We start from the raw sequence: 24,179 nt of genomic DNA, 5'->3' as shown, positions 1-24,179 counted from the left end.
GCGAAAGCGGGCTTTGTTGTTTTTGGGCCTCGAACAGGTCGAGAAGGAAGGGCATGCGGCGCTCCCAGACGATCAGCGTATCCATCGACCGGCCGTTCGACGAGGTCCATGACTATCTGGCCAGGCCGCTCAACTATCAATATTGGGCCGCTGTCGAACCGGGCACATTCAAACCCCTCGAAAATGGCGACTGGGCGGGGATGACGCCCAACGGCTTGCGTCACTTCCGCTTTACGGCGCCAAACAATTTTGGCGTTCTCGACCATGCGATCTTCGAACCGGGCAGTCCGCTGGTCTATATGCCTATGCGGGTGATGCCCAACGAGGCGGGGAGCGAGCTGATTTTCACCTTCTTCCGTCGCGACGGCATGGACGATGCACAATTCGCCTCGACGGTGGAATGGATCCAGACCGATTTTTTGACGCTGCAAAGCCTGCTCGAGGCGCGAAACCGGGGGTAGGCAGGCTGCGCGCCAGGATGGCTGCCGGTGTTTGCAAGACGTGGTCTTGAACTGGGGTCAAGGTTTCCCACTTTTAGGGCGAACGGAGACAATGCCATGACCATGGACCGCACCTCGGCCCAATATGACATCGAGAAGAAGTCGCTGATCGCCGCCTATGTGCTGTGGTTCTTCCTCGGCTATATCGGTGCGCACCGGTTTTACCTGGGACGGCCGCTAAGCGGTTTCGTGATGCTGGCGCTGTCCGGCGTGACGCTGCTGCTGACGCTGGTGTCGTTTGGCGTGCTGGGCTTTTTGTGGTTCGTGGTCGGACTGTGGTGGCTAGTGGACGCGCTGCTCATTCCGGGCATGGCGGCCAGCAGCAATAGCCGGATCGCCGACCGGGTGTTCTCCCGGCGCTAAGAAACAAAAAGGCCCGCGCAAGCGGGCCTTTGCACAGCTGCGGTCAAGACCTCAAACGGCATGTTCCGCGCTATGGCTTGATCGAGGCGGCGGCAAACTCGCGGGCGGCCTGGATGAAGGCGGTGAAGGCGGCGGGTGGGTTCTTTCGGCCGGGATAGTAGAGCGCCAGCGGTTCCAGCTTTGGGGTCCAATCCTGAAGAACGCGGACGAGCCGCCCGGCGGCAAGGTCATCGCGTATGTCTGCTTCCATGACATAGCCGAGCCCAATGCCATTCTGCGCAGCGATCCGGACAAGGCTCGGCTCATCAAGGGTGATGGCACCCTGAACATCGATCTGGAGAGCCGTTCCGTCTTTCTCAAATCGCCAGCGCATCAAGGCGTTGTTGGGCAGGCGCGACCGGATGCAGCGGAAACGGTAGAGGTCGTTCGGCACGGTGGGCTCGCCGTGGATGCGCAGAAAATCGGGTGACGCGACGACCGCATTTTCACGCTTGAGGCCCAGCGACAGGGCGATCATGTCGGTGGGCACGAGATTGGCGGGCCTCAGCCCCATGTCAAAGCCGCCGGCGATGACGTCGACCAGCCGTCCCTCGGTCACCAGATCGATATGCACCTGCGGATAGCGCCGCAGGAAGGACAGGATGAGCGGCGCCATCACTTCGCGGGCGGCTGAGGCATAGGCGTTGATGCGCAGCGTTCCGGTTGGCGTTTCCTGCAGCGACTGTGCGGCCAGGATAGCGTCGTGGATATCCGTCATTGCCGGAGCGACCCGCTCGACGAAGGTCTTGCCGGCATCGGTGAGCGCCACGCTGCGCGTGGTGCGGTTGAACAGGCGGATGCCCAGGCGCTGTTCAAGCTTGGCGATAGCGTTGCTCAGGGCCGTCGTGGACATGCCTAGATCGAGCGCCGCAGCACGGAACGAGCCGTGACGGGCGATGCCCAGAACGGCATCCAGCTCGGATAGGATATCCCGCGACATTATCCCTCTTTTCGCAATTCCTCGTCCCTGTTTGTCTCAGTTATCGCGGCAACCGTCCAGGCATAGATTATCCCGTGCCAGCCCAAATGTGGTCGGCACAGACAACTGGAGAGCTGAAATGACAATCAAAATGCCCGACAGCATCGCGGCCTATTTTACGGCCGAGCGGGATGGCGGCCCCGACGAGCTCGCTGCCGTGTTCACTGAAAACGCCGTGGTCAAGGACGCCGGCGAAGACCTTATGGGTCACGAAGCCATCCGCAAATGGAAGGTCGAATACGGCCAGAAGTACGGCCCGACTACGACGGAGCCTTTCCTGATCAGCACCGAAAACGGCAAGACCCAAGTGACGGCGCATGTTGCCGGCAACTTCCCCGGCAGCCCGGTCGACCTGCGCTATTTCTTCGTCATTGCCGGCGACAAGATTGCCGAACTGGAGATCACGGTATGATCCCCTTTCTGACGCTCGAGGGCCGTCGGGCCTTGATTACCGGCGGTACCTCGGGTGCCGGCGCCGCGACCGTGGCGCTGTTCCGGGAACTGGGTGCTCGCGTGTTGACGACGGCGCGCAGCAGGCCGGCGGATTTTGCCGGCGACGATTTCGTGGCGGCTGACCTCACCACCGAGGACGGGGTTCAGACCGTCGTGGATGCGGTGCAGCGGGAGCTTGGCGGGATCGACATCCTGGTCAACGTGCTGGGTGGCTCGTCCGCCCCTTCCGGTGGGTTTGCGGCGCTCGACGATGCCGAATGGGAGAAGGAGTTCAATCTCAACTTCTTTCCGGCGGTCAGGCTCGATCGGGCACTGCTGCCCGGCATGATCGCGCAAGGCAGTGGCGTCGTCATCCACGTCACCTCGATCCAGAACCGCCTGCCGCTGCATGACGCGACCACCGGCTATGCCGCGGCAAAGGCGGCACTGAACACCTACAGCAAGAGCATCTCGAAGGAGGTTTCTCCCAGGGGCGTGCGGGTAGTGCGGGTTTCTCCCGGCTGGATTGCCGCGCCAGGCGTCAATGGTCTGGCGCTGCGCATCGCCGAAGAAGCGAGCATTGGCTATGACGAAGCGGTGCAGGTGATCATGAATGCGCTCGGCGGCATCCCGCTGGGGCGACCGGCCGAGCCGAAAGAGGTCGCCGACCTGATTGCCTTCCTGGCCTCGGATCGCGCAAGCTCCATTACCGGGACCGAGCATGTGATCGACGGCGGTACCGTTCCAACCGCCTAGGGGCAGAGTCTCAAACAAAAAGGCCCGCTTGCGCGGGCCTTTTCTTATGCAAGGATTTAGGCCAGCTCAGCTCGAACCGGCGCCGTCCTGGCGGACGAAGGCGATGCGCAGCATGTTGGTGGCGCCGGGCGTGCCCAGCGGGATGCCGGCGGTGATGGCGATGCGGTCGCCGGGGCGGGCAAAGCCCTCCTGATAGGCGATGACGCAGGCGCGATCGACCATGTCTTCGAGCGAGACCGCATCTTCGGTCTGCACGCAATGGACGCCCCAGACCACCGACATGCGGCGGATGGTACGCATATTGGGCGAGAGCACGATGATCGGCTTGGAGGGCCGCTCGCGGGCAGCACGGATGCCCGTGGAGCCGGAGGCCGTGTAGGTGACGATGGCGGCCAGATCGAGGGTTTCGGCGACCTGGCGGGTCGCCGCCGAGATGGCGTCGGCCGCAGTGGCTTCCGGTTCGGTCTGGGCGGCGCGGATGATGCCGCGATAGTTGGCATCGCCTTCGACGGCCACGGCGACCTTGTTCATGGTGGCAACGGCTTCGATCGGATAGGCACCGGAAGCGGATTCGGCCGAGAGCATGATGGCATCGGCGCCTTCGAAGACGGCGATGGAAACGTCCGAGACCTCGGCGCGGGTCGGGACCGGCGCGGTGATCATGGATTCCAGCATCTGGGTAGCGACGACCACTGGCTTGCCGTAGCGGCGAGCCATGCGGATCATGCGCTTCTGCAGGCCGGGAACGGTCTCGAGCGGCAGCTCGACGCCGAGGTCACCACGGGCCACCATGATGGCGTCGGAGAGCTTGACGATTTCTTCGAGGCGATCGATGGCCTGGGGCTTTTCGATCTTGGCCATAACGCCGGCACGGCCCTGCACAATCTTGCGCACGTCGATGAGGTCTTCGGGACGCTGCACGAAGCTCAGCGCGATCCAGTCGGCTTCGGCCTTGAGACCTTCAAGCAGATCGGCGTGATCCTTTTCGGTCAGGGCGCCGGTCGGCAGCAGCGTATCGGGCAGGGATACGCCCTTCTTGTCGCTGAGCTTGCCGCCATAGATGACCTCGGTCTCGATGGCGCCGTTACCGACTTTAGTAGCCTTGAGGGCCAGCTTGCCATCGTCTAGCAAGAGCCGGTCACCAACCGAGACGCTCTCGATGATTTCCGGATGCGGCAGGTAAACACGTTCACTGTTGCCGGTGTCGTTCTTGTCGCTGTCGAGCGTGAACTTCTGGCCGGCGACGAGGTTGACGGAGCCTTCCGCAAACTTCCAGACGCGCAGCTTGGGACCCTGCAGGTCGACCAGGATGCCGAGTGGATGGTTGAGGCGCTTTTCGACCGCGCGGATGCGCGCCACGGTCTGGTGCAGGACCTCGTGGCTGGCATGGCTCATGTTGATGCGGAACACGTCCGCGCCGGCCTTGGCCAGTTCCTCGATCATCTTCTCTTCGTGGCTCGCGGGCCCGAGGGTGGCGATGATCTTCGCGCGTCTCATGCGTCTCATTGCGTGTCCGTTCCTGGCTTTACTGTGCCGGTCTCCGGTGCGTCGATGGTGACGTCGTCGGGATCGACTAAAAATGTAGGGTCTTCGAGATCTTCGCTGCCTTCCGGACCCACTACGGCTGGGCCGGCGGCATTTTCGGTCAGCTGCAGAGTCCAGTCGGTACGGTTCTGGGTATCGATTTCAAAGAAACCGGTGCGCTCATAACCCCGGGCAAGGCAATCCTCAACCCCGAATATTGTGAAGGTTTCGTCACGGGTGCACATGAAGACCGAGCCATCCCAGGCGCCACCGCCGATATCGTCGACGGCGAAGAGATAATAAAACCGCCGTTCGAGGTCGCCCTGGTAGAGCACGCGGCAGTCGCCGGGAGGCGCCTGCCACCAGCCTTCGCTCATCCAGCCGCGCTCGGCGCGATAGCCCAAAGCGACGGAGACCAGATTGGTGGTTTCATTACAGATGCGCAGGTCGGCATGCGCCGGCGTGACGAAAAAAGCGAGGCTTGCGGACAAGGCGCCAATCAAAGGCAGGCCGAGACGGATCTTGAGCAATCTGGTGCCAGCAAACATCGGGAAATCGTGCTTTCTTTGAGCCCATGGGGAGGAATAGGTCAATGGCTAATGGGGCGATTTGGCCGAATTGCGGGTATCGGATGCGGTAGCGGTGCGGATTGGCGCAAAAGGGGTTGAACACAAGCCCCTTGTGCGGTTGAACACGGCCAGCAAACGAAAAGGACTATGCCATGGCCGTCGAAGACAGCGTTGCCCAGGACCAGCTGCGAGCGTTCATCGAGCGCATCGAGCGCATGGAAGAAGAAAAGGCCGCCATCGCTGCCGATATCAAGGAAATCTATGCCGAGGCCAAGGGCAATGGCTTCGATACCAAGATCCTGCGCAAGATCGTGAGCATCCGCAAGCAGGATGCCAATGAGCGCGCCGAGCAGGAAGCGATTCTGGAGCTCTATATGGCTGCCCTCGGGATGGTCGAGGCTCCCCCTGAGGATTGAGGTGATGCCGGTCTGCAAATGGCAATCGGCTGCGCTTCCGGTGCTCACGTACTGATGTACGCTCCGCTCCGGTTCTCGCCGATCACCATTTTCGACTCGGCCTGACCTCAATCCGGTCCGGCGCCTGTCGGGCAAGAGTGGAAGTTATTGCACCCTCGGACTTAGTCTGGGGGTGTTTTGCATTGTGGTCCGCGGGCGGTGAGCTGTCAGGCCAGGATGTCGAGCATGGCGCCGATCATGTCGTCGGCGACCTTGACCACTTTGGTGGAGGCCTTGAAGTCGATTTCGGCCTGTTTCATGTCGACGATGTCGGTGGCGAGGTCGGAGGTTTCGAGGCCGGTGCCGGTGCGGGCGATGCGGTTGGCGCTGGCTTCGAATCGATCGGAGGCGCGCTGCATGCCGGCGGCGCCAATGCTGGAAATGTTCATCGCGGTGTCCCTGACGTGGGTCACCCAGATATGGCCATCACTGCTTGCGATTGTCTTAGCAGAGCGGTGAGAAAGTCCTTCAAATCGCCGGTGTCAGCGAGCCGGCCGTCAGCTTGACCGAGCGCCAATAGGTGTTGGCGGTGCGCGGGCCGGGGCTGATGGCGTCGGGATAGTCGAGCTTGACTACCAGCGTGCCGTCCGCGCCGATGGCGTCGGCCGGGATGGCAAAGGTGAAGCGCTCGGTCTGGTCCGGGGTGACTTCCACGGTGCCGATGGGCGTGTCATTGGCCGAGATGACGACGGTCTGGGTGGGCGGGCCGGGCAGGGTGGAGCCGGTCAGCTCGAGCATCAGGGTCAGCGCCTGCGGCTGGCCGAGCTCGAAGCGCAGCAGCGAGGTTTCGCCGATGGAATGCATGCCGTCGCCGGCCGGGCCATCCCAGCCGCAGGGGCGCAGCTCGCGGGTGTCATCGCCGCCGGATTTGAAATCGAGCTCGGTGCCGACGGTATAGGCGCCGATCACCGGCTGGGGCAGGCAGGTGGTTGATCGGTCGAGATAATAGGCGCGGTAATTGTCCGAGACATGGGGGTGCAGGCCCTGCCACAGCACGGCCAGTTCGAAAAGGGCAAGGATGGCTGCGAGGGCATAGGCGCCGAGCGTCAGCGGGCTGCGTTCAGACAAGCGCAACATTGCCTCCAAACCAGGCGAGAGTGGCAAACCAGGAGCCGGCCAGGAGGCCGACGAGGCTGACGATGAACAGCCAACGCCAGCGGGCGAGGAGCGTCGCGGCGGTGATGGTGATGGGCGCCATGGCGGCCATGAAGCGCATCATCGAGGCGAGGCCGGCGGCGAGCGGAATGACGATGGCGAGGAGCGCGAAGATGACGGCCGGCCATTGGCGACGCCAGGCCATGACGCCGGTCATAGCGAGGCCCACGACCGCCGAAAGGGCGAGAATCTGGGAATTGGACACCAGCTGCCACGGCACGGTGGGCCAGCTGGTAAGGCCGGTCCACAGGTAGGTCAGCGGATTGCCGACCTGGCGGCCCCAGGCGCGCTGCACATGGCTGAAGGCCAGGCCATCGCCGATCCAGTAATTGAGGAAGGCGATATAGACGAAGAGACCGAGCGGCGAGATGAAGATGGCCAGCACGAGGCGCGGCTGGGACAAGAGGCCACCGAGCCAGCCTTTCCACGAGCCGGTGTCGCGGCGCCAGTCCATCAGGGCTTGGACGCCAATGGCGAGCGAAGCGAAGACGCCGACGATGCGGGTGGCCGAGAGCAAAGCGGTGATGGCGGCGGCGCCGAGATAATTGCTGCGGCTGAGATAGACAAAGGCCAAGGTGGTCAGCAGGACGAACATCACCTCGGTGAAGAAGGTGGTGAAATACATCGACAGCGGGCCGGAGAGGATGAAGGCCGCATAGAGCGTATAGGCGCGGATATTGCGGCCAAGCAGCGGCCAGGCGGCGACCACTGCGGCATAGGCGGTGACGATGGAGAGGAGACTCGCCAAGACGATGGTGGGGATCGGGATCAGCTTGCCGATCAGGCCCACCAGCATGGGGTAGAAGGGGAAGAAGGCCCAATTGCCGGCATTGATGCGGCCGGGCACCGGGAAGGGGTCATAGCCGGTCTGTGCCATCTTGACGTACCAGCCGCAATCCCAGCGGCACATGGCGCCGAAGTAATTGGTCCAGTCATTATCAGGCTGGGCATAGCGGAAGGCGAGGAAGCGGATCAGGGTGCCGCTGAGGATGAAAAGAAGCGGGAGCAACAGGATGAAACGCGTCGGGCGGTCCTGCTGACGATCAATGCTGGCCGGATACACGGCATCTCCCTAAATTCTGCCATTGTGACTTGGCACAAAGCATCTCACTGCACACCTGCATGCAATGCAAGGCTGCCATGGTCGCTTTGCGTGCAACCGAATGGTCGCCTTGTGCTTTGTAGCGGCTGCCAGAAATGGTTCAGCAAAGCCAAGAGTTCCAACCTATGTCGATCGACCCGACCGCAAGTCTCGTCACCGAACAAACCGTTAATTTCCGTCCAGCCCAGCTCGCGGTGATCGTGCCAAGCTATAACGAGCGCGACAATATCGAGCTGCTGTATGAAAAGGTGGCGATCGCAATGGGCGATACGCCATGGGAAATGATCGTCGTCGATGATGATAGCCCGGACGGCACGGCGGATCTCGTCAATGAGCTGAGCCGCGTCTATGCCAATATCCGCTGCCTGCGGCGCTTTGGCCGGCGCGGCCTGGCTTCGGCCTGTGTGGAGGGCATGGCGGTGACGTCGGCGCCTTTCGTGGCGGTGATCGATGGCGACCTGCAGCATGACGAGGCGATCCTGCCCACCATGCTAGCCAAGGCGCAGGCTGGCGCTGACCTCGTGGTCGGCTCACGCTTTGCCGATGGCGGCTCGGCCGGCGCCGGGCTCAGCGCGACGCGCCTGTCGGGCAGCAATTTTGCCAACAAGCTGGCCGGGATGATTGCCGGGCAGGCAGTGAGCGATCCGATGAGCGGGTTTTTCCTGCTGCGCCGCGAGGCCGCCCTCAAGGCTGCGCCAAAGCTCGCCAGCGACGGCTTCAAGATTTTGATCGACTTGATCGTGACCTCGGCGCGCATGGGCACGCCGCTCAAGATCGAAGAGGTCGGCTATACGTTCCGCCAGCGTCATGCCGGCGAAAGCAAGATGAGCCCGCTGGTGGTGATCCAGTATCTGGGCCTGTGGTTCTCCAAGCTGACCAATGGCGCGCTGCCGCCGAGCTTTTTGCTGTTCGGCCTAGTTGGTGGTACCGGCGTGGTGGTGCATCTAGCGACGCTGGGTGCGTTTACGGCGCTGGGGCAGGGTTTTGTGGTGTCGCAGATCGCGGCAACGCTGATCGCCATGGCCTGGAATTTCGTGCTCAACAACAACCTGACCTATGCCGATCGCAAGCTGCGCGGCACGCGGCTAGTCACGGGCTTCCTCAGCTTCTGCGCCATCTGTGCGCTGGGCGGCATTGCCAATATTTCGGTGGCCAATGCGATCTACGCCTGGGATCACCAGACCTTCATCGCGGGGCTTTCCGGTGCGGTGATGAGTTCGGTGTTCAACTATGCGGTGACGCGGGCGTTTACCTGGAAGTGACCGAGTGATAACGCAATGCAAAAGGCCCGCAGAGATGCGGGCCTTTTTGTTTGTGGATGCATAACCCACACTGTTGTCATCCCGGCGAAGGCCGAGATCCATCCTGAGCTGGTGTAACGGCCGCAAGGTGGATCGTTCGAGCGATCTGGCGGAATGGATGAGATCTCGGGATGGACCCCGGCCTTCGCCGGGGTGACATTGTGGGTGGGGTGACAGCTGTGGCCACCAAGACGTCTTTAGCTCGTCTTCCCCAGTGCCGCCGCCATGGCCGCTTCGTCGTAGCCCAGTGTCGTCAGTGCCGTGGTGACGATGCCGGCGCGGTCGAGGCCGGCGGCGGCGTACATGTCGGACTGGCTGGCGTGTTCGTCGAAGCGGTCGGGGATCATCAGCGGGCGGAAGCGGAGCTTGCCGTCGAGCAGGCCGTTGCTGGCGAGGAAGGTGGCGACATGGCTGCCGAAGCCGCCGATTGAGCCTTCTTCGATGCTCAGCAAGACGTCATGGGTCTGGGCCAGCCTGGCAATCAGCTCTTCGTCGAGCGGCTTGAGAAAGCGCGCATCGGCGACAGTGGGGTTAAGGCCGAGGGCGGCTAGCTTGTCGGCGGCGGCGAGGACTTCGCCGAGGCGGGTGCCATAGCTCAGAATGGCAATAGTGGCGCCTTGGCGGACGATTCGGCCCTTGCCGATGGGCAGGACCTGGCCGCGAGCCGGCATGTCGACGCCCATGCCGTCGCCGCGTGGATAGCGGAAGGCGATGGGGCCGTTGTCATAGGCGGCGGCGGTAGTCACCATGTGGCGCAGTTCTGCCTCGTCGGCGGCGGCCATCTGCACGAGGCCCGGAATGGCGCCGAGATAGGCGGCGTCGTAATTGCCGGCGTGGGTCGGGCCGTCGGCGCCAACGAAGCCGGCGCGGTCGATGGCGAAGCGCACCGGCAGGTGCTGGATGGCGACGTCATGCACGACCTGGTCATAGGCGCGCTGCAGGAAGGTCGAATAGATGGCGACGAAGGGCTTCATGCCCTCGCTGGCCATGCCCGCAGCAAAGGTCACGGCATGCTGTTCGGCAATGCCGACGTCGAAAATGCGCGTCGGGTGGATTTCGGCGAATTTGTCGAGGCCGGTGCCCGTGGGCATGGCGGCGGTGACGGCCACGACGCGCGGATCCTCATTGGCTTCCTGGATCAGCGTCTCGGCAAAGACATTGGTATAGGAAGGCGCGTTGGAGGCGGGCTTGGACTGGGCGCCGGTGATGACGTTGAACTTGGAAACGCCGTGATATTTGTCGGCGGAGCTTTCGGCCGGGGCGTAGCCCTTGCCCTTCTGGGTCACCAGATGGATCAGGATGGGGCCGGTCTCGGCGTCGCGGACATTCTCGAAAATCGGCAGCAGGCTTTCGAGGTCGTGGCCGTCGATGGGGCCGACGTAATAAAAGCCGAGCTCTTCGAACAGCGTGCCGCCGGTGAAGAAGGAGCGGGCGAATTCCTCGGTCTTGCGGGCCGGTTCGTGCAGGATTTTCGGCAGCTTGCTGACCACGGTCTTAGCCGCCTCGCGGGTGCCGCGATAGACCGGGCCGGAGACGAGACGCGCCAGATAGGTGCGCAGGGCTCCGGTAGGCGGGGCGATCGACATGTCATTGTCGTTGAGCACGACGATCAGCCGCGCATCCATGGCACCGGCATTGTTCATGGCCTCATAGGCCATGCCGGCCGACATGGCGCCATCGCCGATGACGGCCACCACATTGCGCGGCTTGTCCTGCATGTCGCTGGCGACGGCCATGCCGAGGCCGGCCGAGATCGAGGTGGAGGAATGGCCGGCGCCGAAGGGATCGTATTCGCTCTCGGCGCGGCGGGTGAAGCCGGAGAGGCCGTCCTTCTGGCGTAGGGTGCGCATGCGGTCGCGGCGGCCGGTCAGGATCTTGTGCGGATAGGCCTGGTGGCCCACGTCCCAGATGATGCGGTCATGCGGGGTATCGAAAACGGCGTGCAGCGCCACCGTCAGTTCGACGACGCCGAGGCCGGCGCCAAGATGACCGCCGGTGACGGAAACCGCATCGATCATCTCGGCGCGCAATTCATCGGCCAGCTGGCGCAGGTTTTCGCGCGGCATGGCGCGCAGGTCTGCGGGGGTGTGGACGGTATCGAGCAGCGGAGTGACGGGCTTTTCGGCCAAAGCGGAGGGTCCTTTGCCAAAGCGGCGTTAACGATGGTGTTTAGGCTTCGGGCGCGGGCTTGGCAATAACGGCAATCCCCGCCGCAAGATGCGAACGGGGATTGCTAGTGCGGCATATGGCCTGAATTGGGGCGGCTAGTTGGCGACCAGCGCGACGGGCTTGGCGGTGACAAAGCTGGTGTGCGACAGGCCGGCCGGATTGTCGCCGACGCGCATGACCGTCACGTATTTGCCCATTTCGGCGGTGGGGTCGAAATCGGCCTCGTCGTGATCCCAGATATTGGCGAAGTGGTCGGAAGTCACCGAAACGGGCGCGGTGAAGACATCGGCGATATGCTCGAGGTCTGGCGCGATCATTTCCGGGCTGCGCATGGCGCCGGGCGTTGGGCGCTTGGCGAGATGTTCGGCCAGGGCGGCTGCGACCGGGGCATCCTGCTGGGCGGCGCCGAAGGTGCCGTCGAACAGATTGCTGACGGCGCTGGAGACCGGCTGGCCGCCGCCGAGCGAGGCAGTGCGCAGATTGGTCGAGCCGGTCAGCGGCAGGATGGGGGTGCGCGCAACGGGAGCGGGGGCAGTCGACGCCGTGGTTTCGGTGGCGATGATCATTTCGAGCGCGCGCTGGGCGCCGGCATCCTGGGCCATGGGGGCGGCATAGGCCGTCATGGCTTCGGGGCGGTCGCTCATGATGAGGCGCGGCTGCGGCATGGGTGCGGTGAGCGCGGCGATGGCAGTGACGGCATCGCCCGACGGAATGCCCGAGGCGGTGGCAACGCGGAGGGTTTCGGACTTCATCGCCGGGATGGGCGCCGTGGCGACGGTTACCAGCTCGGACGGATCGAGCGGGGCGCTGCCGGTGGTCGAGAAGGGCAGGACAGGTTCGGCTGCAGCGGCGGTTTCAACAGGCGCCGTTACGCCACCGAAGGCGGCTGGGCGCGGTGCCGGCATGGGTGCGGCGCTGGGCATGGCGGGCTGCGGTGCGACGGCGGCGACCTGAACGGGCGCCGGTTCAGCGGCACGGCTGGGGACAGGGGCGGCTACAGCGGCCGGCTGGCTTTCCTTGCCGCCGAAGAACAGGTCCATCAGCGACTTGCCGCTGCCGCTATCGGCGGTCTGGGTGCCGGAGGATGAGCCGTCGCATGGATAGCGATGGCACTGTTTCCAGCCGTTCATGGCGGTCTGATAGCCTTCCTGCGACAGGGGCTTGCCATCGGTGGGCAGGTGCATGGTGCGGCCGTCGGGGAAGATTTCCTTGAGCTGGGCGCGGGTCATGCGCGGCCAGGCGCGGACCGAGCCGACGTCGAGATGGACGAAGGGGCTGCCCGAGGTCGGATAGAAGCCGACGCCGCCGACCTGCTTGCGCATGGCCACTGCACGCAGCTTGGCAAGGGGGACCCCGGGGATGAAAAAGTCCATCGCCCGTCCCTTGATATGCTGGGAATTTTCGGCAACGCCCGAGGAGGACGAGCGCAGCATGGCGTTGGTCTGGGGCGAACGATAGGCCGAGACGACATTGACCGGCTGGGTGGCGCCGACTTCCTGATAGACTTCCCAGACCAGATCAAACAGGCGCGGGTCCATCTGGGCCGGCTCGTTGCGGCGCCAGTCGCGCAGGAAGACATTGAGTTCCTGGAGGCCCGACTGCACATATTGCCCGTTGCGCTTGAAGACGATGCGGGCGGTTTCCTTGGTGTGGGTATAATAGAGGTAGATGGCGCGCTCTGAAGCGGCGGCGGCGGGCACGACGGCCTGCGGCAGGATGGCGACGATGCTCACGAGGGCGGCCATGAGAAGCCGCACGATATGGTGCCGTTTCAAAAAGGAAGTCCCCGCCACGCTATACTCTGCCCGGTTGTTGCCAGTTGTGGTCGTAGGTTAGCGTCAAAATCAGTGGATTTTATTAACGCTAACGCGATCTCAAGGCGGCCATACCGGACCCCTCAGGGCCAATTATTACGGGCAAAACCGGGCACAACCAAGGCGAAATTGTAAACGCGGGGTTAAGGGGTTGGGGTTACTGGAGGAATGCGGCTGTTTCAGCCAACGACTGTGCGGGCGAGATACCCCCACCGACCCACAAGGGGCCACCCTCCCCATAAGGGGAAGGGATAAGAGACATCGCGTTCGCTGAGCGATGACTTCCCTCCCCTGAATGGGGAGGGATTGAGGGTGGGGTGATGGTTGGCCGCGATGGCCCAGAGGCTAGCTCAGGGAGAAAGATCGTCGACGATAGTGTTCACTTCGGCGATGATTTCGGGGGCGATGGCGGGCTTGGAGAGGCCCATGGCGGCGATCAGTTTAGCGTTGTGACCGTAGATGTCGCCATAGGACTGGAGCGTGCCATCGGCATTGGGGCGCAGGGTGAAATAGGCGATGTGGACCGGGATCTGCTTGTCCGGGTTCACCCATTTTTCATTGGGGCCAAACATGGCTTCGAGCGAGGCACGGGAGATATTGGCCTCGTTGGCCATTAGCGCGCCGGCAAATTCCATCGGGTTTTCCACACGCACGCAGCCATGGCTGAAGGCGCGGCCGGAGCGCGAGAACAGCGACTTGGACGGGGTGTCGTGCAGGTAGACGTCATGCTTGTTGGGGAACAGGAACTTGATCTGCCCCAGCGAATTGCCCGGGCCGGGGCGCTGGCGCACGCGGAAGGGGAAGTTGGAGTTTGAGACCATGTTCCAGTTGACCTGCCAGGGGCTGACCGGCTCGCCATTGTAGAGCAGGTCCATATTGTGGCTGTCGGTATAGCCCGGATCGCGCAGCACGGCCGGGGCGATCTCACCCTTGATGATCGAGCTGGGGACATTCCAATAGGGGTTCACCACCACGTGGCGGATATTGTCCGAGAACACCGGCGTCTGGTTCTTGGTGGTGCCGACCACGACGCGGGTGGTGTATTCCTCGGCGCCGTCGCGATTGATGGCGAGGCGGAATTCGGGAATGTTGACGAAGACATTGAACTGGCCGAGGTCGCGCGGCATCCAGCGCCAGCGTTCCATATTGGCGATGATGTCGGACTTGGTAACCGGCACGCCGCCATTCAGCGCGGTGAGGGTCGCCGGGCCCATGACGCCATCGACATCGAGCGACTGGGTGGCCTGGAAGGCCTTCATGGCCTCGACGATGGCATCGTCATAGACCAGGCCATCGACCGGCTCGAGCTTGAGACGGGCGCGCAGCGCGGGCACACGCGGATCGCTCATGCCGGGCTTGAGGCTCGGACCGGTGGCGATCTGGGCGGGGCGGTCGGTCTTGCTGTCATCGAAGGTCGCGAGGGCTGCCTTCAGCGCCAGGAATTCGGGATGGGTCGGCTCGAGCGCAGCCAGCACTTTGACCGGATCGGGGCTGGTGGCCAGCTGGACCAGCAGCGCGGCGTCATCGAGCTTTTTGGGCTGGATATCAAGATTGGCATCGACCGATGAGGGAATGATGCGGCCGGTGTAGATATGGGTGGCGTAGCGTAAAGCGGCGCCAGAGAAGGCGGTTTCGAGCGCGGCAAGCTTGAGCGGATCGCCCTTGGCGGCGGCCGGATCGAGGTCTGGCGTCAGATAATCGGACGGGCGTAGGCCTTCGCTTTCGGCACGTTCGAACAGTTTCAAGATTTTCTGGGCGGATTCGGAGAAAGCCACCTCGCCATTGGCGGCGGTGCTGAGCCAGATCGGCTCGAAATGGCGGGCGCCATAGAAGAAATAGAGCCGCTGGGCTTCGGTATAGGCGGCGCTATCCTGGCGGGCGCCATTATAGGCCGCCGAGAGGCCTTGCTTGATGGTTTCGGCCAGAGGCGTCTGCGGCGGGGCGATGATGACGGGGCTGGCGGCGAGGCCGGTCACTTCCTGGGCCATGGCGGGCAAAACACTGCCAATGCCGGCCAAAACGGCGACCAAAGATACCAGGATCTTGTTCATCTGAGCTCCATGCACGGCGACGCTATGAGGGCCGCATTTCCGGTTCGAAGAGGACTCGGCGGGCCATTTCCGCGCCTTCGAGCAATACTCTGCAAACCTTAACGGGAGCAATCACTCGCAACTTTGTGAGCGCGCGTTGTGGTGGGGATGACACAGTGTTGGTGATGCCAGAGCCGACCAAAGCCACGGCTTTGGTCGGTCTTTTGAGGGTAGTGGTGATTGGCTAGACGCGTACTGCCTCGGCATTGAGCGGGGCGGCTCGCTTGACGCTCGTGGCAAAGGCCGTGTCCAGGCGCTTGCCAGTGACGCGGTCGAAGGCCTGCAGCGCTTCGGTGGGGAAGCTCAGCCAGACAGTCTTACCTTCGAGGCCTTCATCGCCGGGCGGCAGGACGACGGCCAGTTCGCTGCCGGAGAGATTGTAATAGGCGACGCGCGAGCCGCCCAGTTCTTCGACGAGGTCGATGGTGACGGGCAGGCCCTTGCCGGGTTGGGTGGCGAGGGTAATGCTTTCGGGGCGGATGCCGATGGTGAGCGGCGTGCCCGTTCGCAGGCTGGACTGGGCGATGATGTCACCAGCGATGCCGTCGAGCACGACCTCACCATCTGCGCCCACCGTGGCGGGCAGCAGGTTCATGGCGGGCGAGCCCATGAAGCCGGCGACGAAGACCGAAGCGGGGCGTCGGTAGATTTCGGCGGGGGAGCCGATCTGTTCGACGCGGCCGGCATTCATGACGATCAGCGTATCGGCCAGGGTCATGGCTTCGACCTGGTCGTGGGTAACGAAAATGGACGTGGCGTTGAGACGCTTGTGGAGGCGCTTGATCTCGATGCGCATCTGCACGCGCAGCAGGGCGTCGAGGTTGCTGAGGGGTTCGTCGAAGAGGAAAACCTCAGGTTCGCGCACGATGGCGCGGCCCATGGCGACGCGCTGGCGCTGGCCGCCCGAGAGCTGGGCCGGGCGGCGGTCGAGATAGTCGGTGAGGTTGAGGATGCGGGCGGCCTGGGCGACGCGCTCCTCGCGCTCGGCGACGGGTAGTTTGGCGAGGCGCAGCGGGTAGGCGATATTCTGGCGCACGGTCATATGCGGATAAAGCGCATAGTTCTGGAACACCATGGCGCAGCCGCGATCGGCCGGCTCGATGTCGTTCATCACCGTGCCGCCGATGGCGATTTCGCCCGAGGTGATGTCTTCGAGGCCGGCGATCATGCGCAGCAGCGTGGACTTGCCGCAGCCGGAGGGGCCGACGATGACGACGAAATGGCCGTCGGGCAGGGTGACGTCAATGCCATGCAGGACCGGCTTGCCGTCATAGGTTTTCTTGACATTGGTGATCGTGACATCGGCCATCAGAAGTCTCCCAGAAGGCGGTTGCGCAGGCGGGTTATGGTGGCCTCGTCCAGCCCGATGGACTGGACATAGGCGGTCATGGAGCCAAACTCGGCTTCGATAAAGGCAAGGGTTGCGACCATGGTGGCGGGTTCGGATGCCAGAAGGCGCTGGAAGCCTTCCGGGTCGGCGCCACGAGCCACGGCGCCCTCGGTGATTTCGGCGATGATCGGGGCGATCATGGCCGCGGTGAGGGCATAGTCCTCGACGATCAGACCCGCTTCGACGCCGGCGAGGCCGAGCAGCAGGGCGGCGACGATGCCGGTGCGATCCTTGCCGGCAGTGCAGTGGAACAGCACAGCCCCGGGCGGGGCATCGGCGATGATCTGCAGCACTTCGGCGAGGGCCGGCTGGCGCTGGGTCAAGGCGAGCTTGTAGAGATCAAGCAGCACGTCACCGTCACCCAGTACGGTCGGGGCGAGGCCGTCGAGCAGCGAGACATTGTGATAGGCGACCTTGGCGTGCCCAAGGAAAGGATTGGGCTGGTGGGTCAGCTCATTGCCGTGGCGCAGGTCGATGACCGTGGTGATGCCGGCGGCCAGCATGGCGTCGACGCCCTCGGCGTCGAGCCGGTGCAGGGCATCGGCGCGGAGCAGGCGGCCCCATTGGGTCTGGCCGTCGGCAACGGCATAGCCGCCGAGGTCGCGGACATTATAGGTGCCCGCTATGGGCAGGTGGCGTTGCGGCTGCATCAGCGAATTCCGGATTTCATGAAGGATTGGACGACCTGACGCTGCAGGACGACGTAAATGACGAGCACCGGCAGGCTGGCTAGCGTCGAGGCCGCCATCAGCGGGCCCCAGGCATTGCCTTCGGCGGTCATGAACATCTGGATGCCGATCTGGATGACGCTGTTCTCGGCGGTTCGCGAGAGCAGCAGCGGCCAGAAATATTCGTTCCAGGTCGAGATGAAGATGAGGATGGCCAGCGAGGCGATAGTGCCACGCAGGTTGGGTACCAGCACTTCCCAGAGGATACGCCAATTGCTGGCGCCATCCATGCGGGCGGCCTCGATGACTTCCTTGGGGAAGCCGCGCATGGCCTGGGCCAGCAGCATGATGGCGAGAGCCGCCGCGATATTGGGCAGGATCAACGCCAGAATGCTGTCGAGCAGGCCCATATGCGCGACCAGCAAGTAATTGGGAATCATCACCACCTGGAAGGGCACCAGCCAGGTCAGTGCCACGCCTGTATAGACCAGCTTGTCGAAGGGGAATTTCCAGCGGGCAAAGGCGAAGGCGGCCAGAATGCCGGTCAGCAGCTGGAAGACGGTCGAGACCGCCGAGAAGACCAGCGTGTTGAGCAGCATGCGGGCGATCGGGATGGCGTCGATGGCCGTGGTGTAGTTTTCCAGCGACCCCTGGGTTGGCCAGAGGCTGGTCTCGAACATGGCATTGGCCGGCCGGAACGAGCTGACCAGCATCCAGTAGACCGGAAACAGGCAGAAGATCGACAGCAGCACCATGAGCAGGTGACCGGCGGCGGTATTCAGACCCGATTGGGACGAGATACGGCGCAGCGGCGCGGTGCGGACCCGGACCGGGCGGGCGAGAGCATCAGTTGTCATGGAAGGAATACCTGTCGATCAGGCGGAACAGCACGAAGGCTATGACGCCGAAGCCGAGGAAAAGGATGACCGCCGAGGCCGAGCCCCAACCCACCGACATGGTGGAGAAGCCGAAGTCCCAGAGCAGATAGTAGATATTGGTGGTGGCGCCGAGCGGGCCGCCGCCGGTCAGGACGTTGATATAGGTGAAGCTCCACTGCGCCCCGAGCAGGATGGTCATGACCACAAGGAACAGCACGGTGGAGCTGAGCAGCGGCAGGCGGACGTCGCGAATGATCTCCCACTTGCCGGCGCCGTCCATGCGGGCAGCCTCGATCAGGGTGGGATTGATATTGGCATTGGCGGCCGAGAGGATGAGGGTCGAAAACCCCATCAGCTTCCAGCCGGTTATGACGATGACGGTCCAGATGGCGGTATCCGGATCGGAGAGGAATTTGACCGGGTCGAAGCCGAGGCCTTTGATGGCCTGGTTGGCGAGGCCATAGCCGGGATCGAGCAGCCAGCGCCAGACGGCAGCGGCAACCACCGGGGCGATGATCATCGGCACGAAGATGATGGCGCGGTAGATGTTGCGCGAGCGCTCGGGCAGGTCGTGGGTATAGATGGCGATGGCCAGCGGGATTAGCACGGCGAGTGGCAAGAGGCCGAGGATATAGACGCCGGTGTTGCGCAGGGCCTGCCAGAATTTGGGCAGCGCGAAAATGCGCTGGTAGTTTTCCCAGCCGACAAAGGTCTGCGGCGAATTGGGCAGCATGTTCCACTGATAAAAGCTCAGGCGCGCGGCATCGACCAGGGGCCAGTAGATCCACACCAAAAGGGTAATGAGTGCCGGCGCCAGATAGAGCCAGGGCGACCAGCGCGCATGACTCTTGCGGCGCAGGCGGGCGGGGGTGGCGATAGCAATTGCCATGTCGCGCTCCTTTCGAAAGGGGTCTGGCCCGCCGGTCGCGCAGCCATCGGGAAAGCCAGGGAAGGAGCTTTCCGTCAGGGCTGCCGCAACCGGCGAGCCAAGGGGGTTTACGGCATCAGAGCCTGTGCATTGGCCTGGGCATCAGCCAGGGTTGCCGCGACATCGGCGCCGCCGAAGATCGACATTTCAACGGCGTCCATCATGGTCTTGCCGATCTGGCGGTAGTTCGGACCGGGCATCGGATCCCAGGGCTCGAGACGGTCGAGCTGTTCAAGGTTGGGGGCAACCAGCGGGTGCTCGGCGACCCAGGCCTTGAGGTAGCGCTCGTCCTCGACGATGGACGGACGCAGCGGCAGGTAGCCGATTTCCGAGGTGATGATGGTGTAGCCATGCTCGGAGGTGAGGAACTTCATCAGCTCCCAGGCGGCGCGCTGCTTGAGCGGGTCGGTGGTGTGGATGGTGAGGGCCGAACCCGAATTGTTCGGGCGGGTCGGCCTGTCGCCGAACTGCGGCATGGCGGCGGAGCGGAGTTCGTAATTGTCCTTGGCACCGGCCACCAGCGAACCCTGAAGGGCACTGGTCTGCAGATACATGCCGAGATGGCCCGAGGCCATGCCATCGACGGCACCAGCAAAGTCGTAATTCTCGTAGACACCGGCGTCGTAGAGGTCGCGCAGCATGGCAACGGCTTCGACGGCTTCCGGCTCGGCGAATTTCAGCGTCTTGCGGTCACGCGAGATGACTTCGCCATTGTTGGAGCGGACGACGCCCTGCAGCAGCCAGTCGACGGCGCCGGGGCCGGTGATGCCGCCGGTGAAGCCTTCGGCATCGGTCTTGTCTTCGATGGCAAGGGCCGCCGTTTTGATGTCCGCCCAGGTCTTGGGCGGGCTGTCGGGATCAAGGCCGGCGGCGCGGAACAGGTCGGCATTGTAGAACAGCACCGGGGTCGAGAAGGTATAGGCGAGGCCATAGGTCTTGCCGTTCAGCACGCCGAGCTTGGTGCCGTTGGGGTGCATGCCTTCGAGATGGGCGGTGATTTCGGCGGCTGGGGCAATGTCTTCCAGCGCCTGGGCGCCGAAATTGTTGACCGAGAAATCGAGGTCGGAGAACACGGTCTGGACAACGTCGACGGCCTGGCCCGCTGCGAGGTCGGCCTGGATGCGGCTGCTGTCGGCGCTGGAATAGCCGACGCCTTCGACCGTGACATTGGGATTTTCGGCCATGAATTCATTGATCAGCTTCTGCGTCGCCTCGGCGCCGAGGCCGGCGGTGGCGAGGTTGTAATTGTAAAAGCGGATGGTGACGGGCGTGTCGATGCTGGGTGCCATTGTCTGGGCCAGGACCGGAACGGCCGTGGAGAGAGCCAGCAGACTGGCGATGATGGTGGTGCGGAACATGGGCTCTTCCTGCTATTCAGCGGCCGCGACGGCGGTGTCGGCTTCGTATTTCTTGAGCGCCTCGGTCATGCCGACCCAGGTGAAGCTATGCAGGGGCTGGCGTGTGGCCGCCTGCGGGGCAAAGGTGATGGAGAGGCCCGAGGGGCGCAGCGTGCCGATGGCAAAGGCGGCGCCATCGAGCATGCGCAGGCCTTCATGCAACCAGGTCACGTCAGTGGCGGCATGCTGGCCGATGCCGACCACGGTGGGGATGCCGTACCAGTTGGAGACGCGGTCATAGTGGATATGGCCGGAGAGTATGCCGATCACATTCTTGCCGGCGACGGCCTGGCGCAGGCTTTCGGTGTCGGCATAGGAGAGCGATTCCCATTCCATGTCGGGATTGTGGGTATCGAGCGCGGGGGCGTGGTGCATGACCAGCAGCTTGGGCAGCTCGGCATGGCTGTCGAGTTCAGCCTTGAGCCAGTCAAGCTGGCCGGCTTCGAAGGCGCCGCCGATCTTGTTGGGCACGCTGGAATCCAGCGTAATGACATGGATACCGGCGATAACGGCGGCGTGGTCATAGGGGGCGTTGAGGTTGTCGCTGCGGCCGAGCATGGTCGGGTAGAAGCCGTCGCGGCGGTCGTGATTGCCCAGGGCAAACAGGATCGGTATATCGAGACCGGCTTCGGCAAGGATCGCCTTGAGGTTTTCGTAGCTGGCCGCGTCGCCGCGATTGGTCAGGTCGCCACTGGCGACGATGAATTTGGGCTGCGGCACCAGCGTCTTGATCTCGGCCAGAATGCGGCGGAGCGTCGTCGTGGTATCGGAATAAAGATGGTCATCCGGCACGGCGGGATTGCCGACATGCAGATCAGTCAGATGGATGAAGGTCACGGGTTCGGACACGAGCGCTCTCCTTGCTCTGGCGGTCACCAAAACGGCAGTAATTCCGCTGTAACTGTTTGTTGCGCCTATATTTTTTACAATCGACTTGTGCGGCGGCGGGGATAGAGTTAGCGTCCGTGCATGACAGGTGAATGAAGGTTCATTCAGTTTATGGATTTTGTACCCGACAAGCGTGAGCGTATCCTGGCCGCTGCAGCCCGGCTGATCGTGCGCAATGGATTGCAGTGTTCGATGGCGGCGATCGCCGAGGAGGCGAGCGTGGCGACCGGCTCGCTGTATAATTACTTCGACTCCAAGGAATCGCTGGTGCTGGGCGTCTACACGCGCGTCAGCACAGAGATGTCCGAGCGACTGATCACGCCGCCGGAGCCCGACAGCAGCGCCGAGACGCAGGTTCGCGACTACATCGCGTGCTATATCGACTTCATCTGGGAGGATGCGGATCGGGCGCGGCTGTTCGACTATCTCGACAATAATCCGCTGATCAGCCCCGGTGATGCCAAAGCGATCTTCGGGCCCTTCGTGCAGCATGGCAACGCAATGATCGAGGCGGCGCAGGCCGCCGGTGTGGTGCGGGCGGGGCGATCCACGATGATCATGAGCTTTTTGCGCGGTTCGATCCGCAACACGCTGAAGCGCCGCCGCCTGACCGACACCAGGCTGGCGCAAGCCGAGCGTCAGCTGGTGGCGGACATGTGCTGGTCCGCAGTGCGGGCCTAGCGCGTTCAGGCACATAGCCGGTCGGTCAGCTGGGTGACTTCGGACGGGGTCAGGCCGATTGAAGCCAGATAGGCGTTGATGCCACCATGGGCGGCGTCGAGATGATCGAGCATGATCTCCATGGTGCCGGCATCGCTGGCAAGGACACGGTCGATATGCTCGGGCTGGCCGCCGGCAGCGATGGCGCGCTGGCGCAGCTGTCCGATCAGGCCCTCCGCCTCGGCGGTCAGAGCATAGTCGGCCACGATATCGGCGCGGCTGGCGCCGGCGAGGGCCAGCAAGAGCGCGGCGATGACGCCTGTGCGATCCTTGCCGGCGGTGCAATGAAACAGCACGATGCCCGGCTGGGCGGTGATGATGGCGCGCAGCACTTCGGCCAGTTGCGGGCCGCAGGTGTCGAGGGCATCGCAATAGCGCTTTGACATGTCGAAGGGCGCTTCGGCCATGGCGATCGGGGCCAGGGCATTGAACAGCACGATATTGCGATAGGCGACCGTGGGATGGTCGATAAAGGGATGCGGCGTGACGGTGGTCTCGTGGGGACCGCGCAGGTCGATGACCAGGGCCAGATGCTGGTCGGTCAACTGGGCAACGCTTTCGTCGCGCAGGTAGTGCAGGGCCTCGCCGCGCAGGATGCGGTTCCACTGGGTGGTGCCGCCGGTGGCGCGGGCATAGCCGCCGAGATCGCGAATGTTATGAGTGTCCGGCAAGGGCCAATGCCGCTGGGTTGCCATGGTCATGGCGGCCTCCAGTCAATGAGAAGAGGGTGGGCGCGGCCCGTTAGGCCACGCCCGACAGGATCAGGGCATCAGGCTCTGGGCGTTGGTCTGGGCGCCGGTCAGCACTTCGGTGACATCGCCGGTGCCGAGCACGGCTTCGGTGACGGCTTCCTTCATCATCGATTCCGCCTGGCGGTAGTTCGGGCCGGGGAAGGCGACGTTCGGGGTCAGGCGCGAGAGCTGCTCGAGGTTCGGACGGATCAGCGGATGGGCTTCGGTCCAGGCACCGAGATATTCGGCATCATCGACGATATCGAGGCGGAGCGGCAGGTAGCCGATCTTGCTGGTGATGATGGTGTAGCCATATTTCGAGGTCAGGAACTTCATCAGCTCGTAGGAGGCGCGCTGCTTGATCGGGTCCTTGGAGAAGCTATAGAGCGCCGAACCGGAGTTGGTCGGAGCGGTGGGCTTGTCGCCAAAGGCCGGCATGCCGGTGACGCGCAGATCCCAATTGCCTTCCGAAGCCTTGGAGAGGCTGTTCTGGACGGCGCTGGTGTAGAGGAACATGCCGAGATTGCCGGCAGCCATGGCTTCGCTTGCGCCGGCCGTGTCGATCTGGGCATGCGCACCGCTTTCGACCATGTCGCGCAGCATCTGCACGGCTTCAATGCCTTCGGGATTGGCGAAGGTCAGGGTGTTGCCGTCGCGGACAGTGCCGCCGTTGGACATCAGGATCGCCTGATAGACGAAGGTGCCGTCGGCCGGGCCATAGGCGCCGGGAAAGAAGCCTTCGGCATCGGTCTTTTCGACGATGGCTTCCGCAGCGGCCTTGACCTCGGCCCAGGTCTTGGGCGGATTTTCAGGGTCGAGACCGGCTTCGCGGAACAAGTCGGCGTTATAGAACAGCACCGGGGTCGAGAAGGTATAGGCAAGGCCATAGGTCTTGTCGTCGATCTTGCCGAGGTCGAGACCGCGCGGGATCATGCCATCGGTGAGGGCGGCATAGCCATCAGCGCCGGCCATGTCTTCGAGCGCGTTGGCGCCCAGGTCGCTGGCGATATAATAGAGGTCGCGGAACACCAGCTGGGCAACGTCGGGCTGCTGGCCGGCGGCCATATCGGCCTGCAGACGCGTGACGATTTCGTTGGACGGAACGCCAACGGTCTCGACCTTGATATTGGGATTTTCTTCTTCAAACTTGGCGAGCAGTTCACGGGTCGCGTCAGCGCCGGCGCTCGCCGTGGCGAGGTTGTAATTGTAGAAGGTGATGGTCACCGGCTCGGTGATTTCACCGGCCATCTGGGCGAAGGCTGCGCCGGAGAGGGTGGTGAAGCCCAGGCTGGCGGCGGCCAGCAGTTTGATGAAATTGCGCTTGATCATTG

24 protein-coding genes are annotated in these 24,179 nt (G+C 63.4%); 7 read left to right on the top strand and 17 right to left on the bottom strand.

Annotated features, from left to right (window positions below; all coding sequences use genetic code 11):
* Window positions 1-53 precede the first annotated feature (53 nt).
* Window positions 54-461 carry a hypothetical protein gene (locus BM045_RS10860; protein ID WP_092183011.1) on the top strand — a complete coding sequence of 136 codons (408 nt, stop codon included), beginning with the start codon at window positions 54-56 and terminating at the stop codon, window positions 459-461.
* Between the two features lie 96 nt (window positions 462-557).
* Entirely contained in the window at window positions 558-863 is a 306-nt protein-coding gene (locus BM045_RS10855) for a TM2 domain-containing protein (protein ID WP_210185003.1), read from the top strand.
* Window positions 864-933: 70 nt separating this feature from the next.
* Here the strand turns inward: BM045_RS10855 and BM045_RS10850 are convergent, their stop codons facing one another.
* On the bottom strand, window positions 934-1,842 hold the full coding sequence (locus BM045_RS10850; protein ID WP_092183009.1) for a LysR substrate-binding domain-containing protein: 909 nt from the start codon (window positions 1,840-1,842) through the stop codon (window positions 934-936).
* Window positions 1,843-1,960: 118 nt separating this feature from the next.
* Between BM045_RS10850 and BM045_RS10845 the strand changes: the two genes are divergently transcribed.
* Window positions 1,961-2,293 (top strand): nuclear transport factor 2 family protein, encoded by a 333-nt coding sequence (locus tag BM045_RS10845; protein ID WP_092183007.1) that lies wholly within the window; start codon window positions 1,961-1,963, stop codon window positions 2,291-2,293.
* Window positions 2,290-3,069: an SDR family oxidoreductase gene (locus BM045_RS10840; protein ID WP_092183005.1), complete on the top strand. Its 780-nt coding sequence runs from the start codon at window positions 2,290-2,292 to the stop codon at window positions 3,067-3,069. The genes BM045_RS10845 and BM045_RS10840 overlap by 4 nt, the downstream gene beginning before the upstream one ends.
* A gap of 66 nt (window positions 3,070-3,135) precedes the next feature.
* Here the strand turns inward: BM045_RS10840 and pyk are convergent, their stop codons facing one another.
* The gene (gene pyk / locus BM045_RS10835) at window positions 3,136-4,575 is read right to left on the bottom strand and encodes a pyruvate kinase (RefSeq protein WP_092183003.1); all 1,440 of its coding nucleotides are present in this window, start codon (window positions 4,573-4,575) and stop codon (window positions 3,136-3,138) included.
* A complete protein-coding gene (locus BM045_RS10830) occupies window positions 4,572-5,141 on the bottom strand; it encodes a DUF1036 domain-containing protein (RefSeq protein WP_092183001.1) in 570 nt (189 codons plus the stop codon). The genes pyk and BM045_RS10830 overlap by 4 nt, the downstream gene beginning before the upstream one ends.
* A 173-nt stretch (window positions 5,142-5,314) precedes the next feature.
* Between BM045_RS10830 and BM045_RS10825 the strand changes: the two genes are divergently transcribed.
* Window positions 5,315-5,578, top strand: a complete 264-nt coding sequence (locus BM045_RS10825) for a DUF2312 domain-containing protein (RefSeq protein WP_092182999.1) — start codon at window positions 5,315-5,317, stop codon at window positions 5,576-5,578.
* Window positions 5,579-5,784: 206 nt separating this feature from the next.
* On the opposite strand, the gene BM045_RS10820 is transcribed toward BM045_RS10825, so the two are convergent.
* The 3 genes from BM045_RS10820 to BM045_RS10810 form a co-directional block, all read right to left on the bottom strand.
* Window positions 5,785-6,006: a hypothetical protein gene (locus tag BM045_RS10820; RefSeq protein WP_092182997.1), complete on the bottom strand. Its 222-nt coding sequence runs from the start codon at window positions 6,004-6,006 to the stop codon at window positions 5,785-5,787.
* Window positions 6,007-6,085: 79 nt separating this feature from the next.
* Window positions 6,086-6,685, bottom strand: a complete 600-nt coding sequence (locus BM045_RS10815; RefSeq protein ID WP_139198773.1) for a hypothetical protein — start codon at window positions 6,683-6,685, stop codon at window positions 6,086-6,088.
* Window positions 6,678-7,835 (bottom strand): hypothetical protein, encoded by a 1,158-nt coding sequence (locus BM045_RS10810; protein WP_092182993.1) that lies wholly within the window; start codon window positions 7,833-7,835, stop codon window positions 6,678-6,680. Before BM045_RS10810 ends, BM045_RS10815 begins: the two co-directional genes overlap by 8 nt.
* 164 nt (window positions 7,836-7,999) lie before the next feature.
* Here BM045_RS10810 and BM045_RS10805 point away from each other — a divergent pair, with 164 nt between their 5' ends.
* A complete protein-coding gene (locus BM045_RS10805) occupies window positions 8,000-9,136 on the top strand; it encodes a glycosyltransferase (protein ID WP_092182992.1) in 1,137 nt (378 codons plus the stop codon).
* Between the two features lie 236 nt (window positions 9,137-9,372).
* On the opposite strand, the gene dxs is transcribed toward BM045_RS10805, so the two are convergent.
* The 9 genes from dxs to BM045_RS10760 all read right to left on the bottom strand — a co-directional run bounded on the left by dxs (window position 9,373) and on the right by BM045_RS10760 (window position 21,358).
* Window positions 9,373-11,304, bottom strand: a complete 1,932-nt coding sequence (gene dxs, locus BM045_RS10800; RefSeq protein WP_092182990.1) for a 1-deoxy-D-xylulose-5-phosphate synthase — start codon at window positions 11,302-11,304, stop codon at window positions 9,373-9,375.
* A 135-nt stretch (window positions 11,305-11,439) separates the two neighbouring features.
* Window positions 11,440-13,089 (bottom strand): peptidoglycan L,D-endopeptidase MepK, encoded by a 1,650-nt coding sequence (locus tag BM045_RS10795; RefSeq protein WP_092182988.1) that lies wholly within the window; start codon window positions 13,087-13,089, stop codon window positions 11,440-11,442.
* Window positions 13,090-13,508: 419 nt separating this feature from the next.
* On the bottom strand, window positions 13,509-15,209 hold the full coding sequence (locus tag BM045_RS10790) for a L,D-transpeptidase family protein (RefSeq protein WP_092182986.1): 1,701 nt from the start codon (window positions 15,207-15,209) through the stop codon (window positions 13,509-13,511).
* 223 nt (window positions 15,210-15,432) lie between these two features.
* Window positions 15,433-16,557 (bottom strand): ABC transporter ATP-binding protein, encoded by a 1,125-nt coding sequence (ugpC, locus tag BM045_RS10785; RefSeq protein WP_092182984.1) that lies wholly within the window; start codon window positions 16,555-16,557, stop codon window positions 15,433-15,435.
* Complete coding sequence (locus BM045_RS10780; protein ID WP_092182982.1) at window positions 16,557-17,288, bottom strand: tyrosine-protein phosphatase; 732 nt, start codon at window positions 17,286-17,288, stop codon at window positions 16,557-16,559. Before BM045_RS10780 ends, ugpC begins: the two co-directional genes overlap by 1 nt.
* Window positions 17,288-18,163 (bottom strand): carbohydrate ABC transporter permease, encoded by an 876-nt coding sequence (locus tag BM045_RS10775; RefSeq protein WP_092182980.1) that lies wholly within the window; start codon window positions 18,161-18,163, stop codon window positions 17,288-17,290. Before BM045_RS10775 ends, BM045_RS10780 begins: the two co-directional genes overlap by 1 nt.
* The gene (locus BM045_RS10770; RefSeq protein ID WP_092182978.1) at window positions 18,153-19,073 is read right to left on the bottom strand and encodes a carbohydrate ABC transporter permease; all 921 of its coding nucleotides are present in this window, start codon (window positions 19,071-19,073) and stop codon (window positions 18,153-18,155) included. The genes BM045_RS10775 and BM045_RS10770 overlap by 11 nt, the downstream gene beginning before the upstream one ends.
* 107 nt (window positions 19,074-19,180) lie before the next feature.
* Window positions 19,181-20,470 (bottom strand): ABC transporter substrate-binding protein, encoded by a 1,290-nt coding sequence (locus tag BM045_RS10765; protein ID WP_092182976.1) that lies wholly within the window; start codon window positions 20,468-20,470, stop codon window positions 19,181-19,183.
* Window positions 20,471-20,482: 12 nt separating this feature from the next.
* Complete coding sequence (locus BM045_RS10760) at window positions 20,483-21,358, bottom strand: metallophosphoesterase (RefSeq protein WP_092182974.1); 876 nt, start codon at window positions 21,356-21,358, stop codon at window positions 20,483-20,485.
* A 150-nt stretch (window positions 21,359-21,508) separates the two neighbouring features.
* On the opposite strand from BM045_RS10760, the gene BM045_RS10755 reads away from it, so the two are divergent.
* Complete coding sequence (locus BM045_RS10755) at window positions 21,509-22,078, top strand: TetR/AcrR family transcriptional regulator (RefSeq protein ID WP_092182972.1); 570 nt, start codon at window positions 21,509-21,511, stop codon at window positions 22,076-22,078.
* Window positions 22,079-22,083: 5 nt separating this feature from the next.
* Here BM045_RS10755 and BM045_RS10750 read toward each other — a convergent pair whose 3' ends face one another.
* Together BM045_RS10750 and BM045_RS10745 are read right to left on the bottom strand one after the other, a co-directional pair.
* Window positions 22,084-22,818, bottom strand: a complete 735-nt coding sequence (locus BM045_RS10750) for a tyrosine-protein phosphatase (protein ID WP_092182970.1) — start codon at window positions 22,816-22,818, stop codon at window positions 22,084-22,086.
* Between the two features lie 60 nt (window positions 22,819-22,878).
* The gene (locus BM045_RS10745) at window positions 22,879-24,177 is read right to left on the bottom strand and encodes an ABC transporter substrate-binding protein (RefSeq protein ID WP_092182968.1); all 1,299 of its coding nucleotides are present in this window, start codon (window positions 24,175-24,177) and stop codon (window positions 22,879-22,881) included.
* Window positions 24,178-24,179 lie beyond the last annotated feature (2 nt).

Origin of the sequence: Devosia sp. YR412, from assembly GCF_900110945.1 — a bacterium.
In the GTDB taxonomy this organism is placed as follows: Bacteria; Pseudomonadota; Alphaproteobacteria; order Rhizobiales; family Devosiaceae; genus Devosia.
Note: the sequence above shows the minus strand (reverse complement) of the source record. Positions and strands in the feature narration are given on the sequence as shown.

Excerpts from the sequence above, each read along its gene's own strand:
- BM045_RS10840 (WP_092183005.1), top strand. The coding sequence starts at position 2,290 with ATGATCCCCTTTCTGACGCTCGAGGGCCGTCGGGCCTTGATTACCGGC.
- BM045_RS10770 (WP_092182978.1), bottom strand. The coding sequence starts at position 19,073 with ATGGCAATTGCTATCGCCACCCCCGCCCGCCTGCGCCGCAAGAGTCAT.
- BM045_RS10790 (WP_092182986.1), bottom strand. The coding sequence starts at position 15,209 with ATGAACAAGATCCTGGTATCTTTGGTCGCCGTTTTGGCCGGCATTGGC.
- BM045_RS10745 (WP_092182968.1), bottom strand. The coding sequence starts at position 24,177 with ATGATCAAGCGCAATTTCATCAAACTGCTGGCCGCCGCCAGCCTGGGC.
- BM045_RS10825 (WP_092182999.1), top strand. The coding sequence starts at position 5,315 with ATGGCCGTCGAAGACAGCGTTGCCCAGGACCAGCTGCGAGCGTTCATC.
- BM045_RS10765 (WP_092182976.1), bottom strand. The coding sequence starts at position 20,470 with ATGTTCCGCACCACCATCATCGCCAGTCTGCTGGCTCTCTCCACGGCC.
- BM045_RS10780 (WP_092182982.1), bottom strand. The coding sequence starts at position 17,288 with ATGCAGCCGCAACGCCACCTGCCCATAGCGGGCACCTATAATGTCCGC.
- BM045_RS10750 (WP_092182970.1), bottom strand. The coding sequence starts at position 22,818 with ATGACCATGGCAACCCAGCGGCATTGGCCCTTGCCGGACACTCATAAC.
- BM045_RS10755 (WP_092182972.1), top strand. The coding sequence starts at position 21,509 with ATGGATTTTGTACCCGACAAGCGTGAGCGTATCCTGGCCGCTGCAGCC.
- BM045_RS10775 (WP_092182980.1), bottom strand. The coding sequence starts at position 18,163 with ATGACAACTGATGCTCTCGCCCGCCCGGTCCGGGTCCGCACCGCGCCG.
- BM045_RS10795 (WP_092182988.1), bottom strand. The coding sequence starts at position 13,089 with ATGGCCGCCCTCGTGAGCATCGTCGCCATCCTGCCGCAGGCCGTCGTG.
- BM045_RS10860 (WP_092183011.1), top strand. The coding sequence starts at position 54 with ATGCGGCGCTCCCAGACGATCAGCGTATCCATCGACCGGCCGTTCGAC.
- BM045_RS10850 (WP_092183009.1), bottom strand. The coding sequence starts at position 1,842 with ATGTCGCGGGATATCCTATCCGAGCTGGATGCCGTTCTGGGCATCGCC.
- BM045_RS10830 (WP_092183001.1), bottom strand. The coding sequence starts at position 5,141 with ATGTTTGCTGGCACCAGATTGCTCAAGATCCGTCTCGGCCTGCCTTTG.
- ugpC (WP_092182984.1), bottom strand. The coding sequence starts at position 16,557 with ATGGCCGATGTCACGATCACCAATGTCAAGAAAACCTATGACGGCAAG.
- BM045_RS10805 (WP_092182992.1), top strand. The coding sequence starts at position 8,000 with ATGTCGATCGACCCGACCGCAAGTCTCGTCACCGAACAAACCGTTAAT.
- BM045_RS10820 (WP_092182997.1), bottom strand. The coding sequence starts at position 6,006 with ATGAACATTTCCAGCATTGGCGCCGCCGGCATGCAGCGCGCCTCCGAT.
- pyk (WP_092183003.1), bottom strand. The coding sequence starts at position 4,575 with ATGAGACGCATGAGACGCGCGAAGATCATCGCCACCCTCGGGCCCGCG.
- BM045_RS10855 (WP_210185003.1), top strand. The coding sequence starts at position 558 with ATGACCATGGACCGCACCTCGGCCCAATATGACATCGAGAAGAAGTCG.
- BM045_RS10845 (WP_092183007.1), top strand. The coding sequence starts at position 1,961 with ATGACAATCAAAATGCCCGACAGCATCGCGGCCTATTTTACGGCCGAG.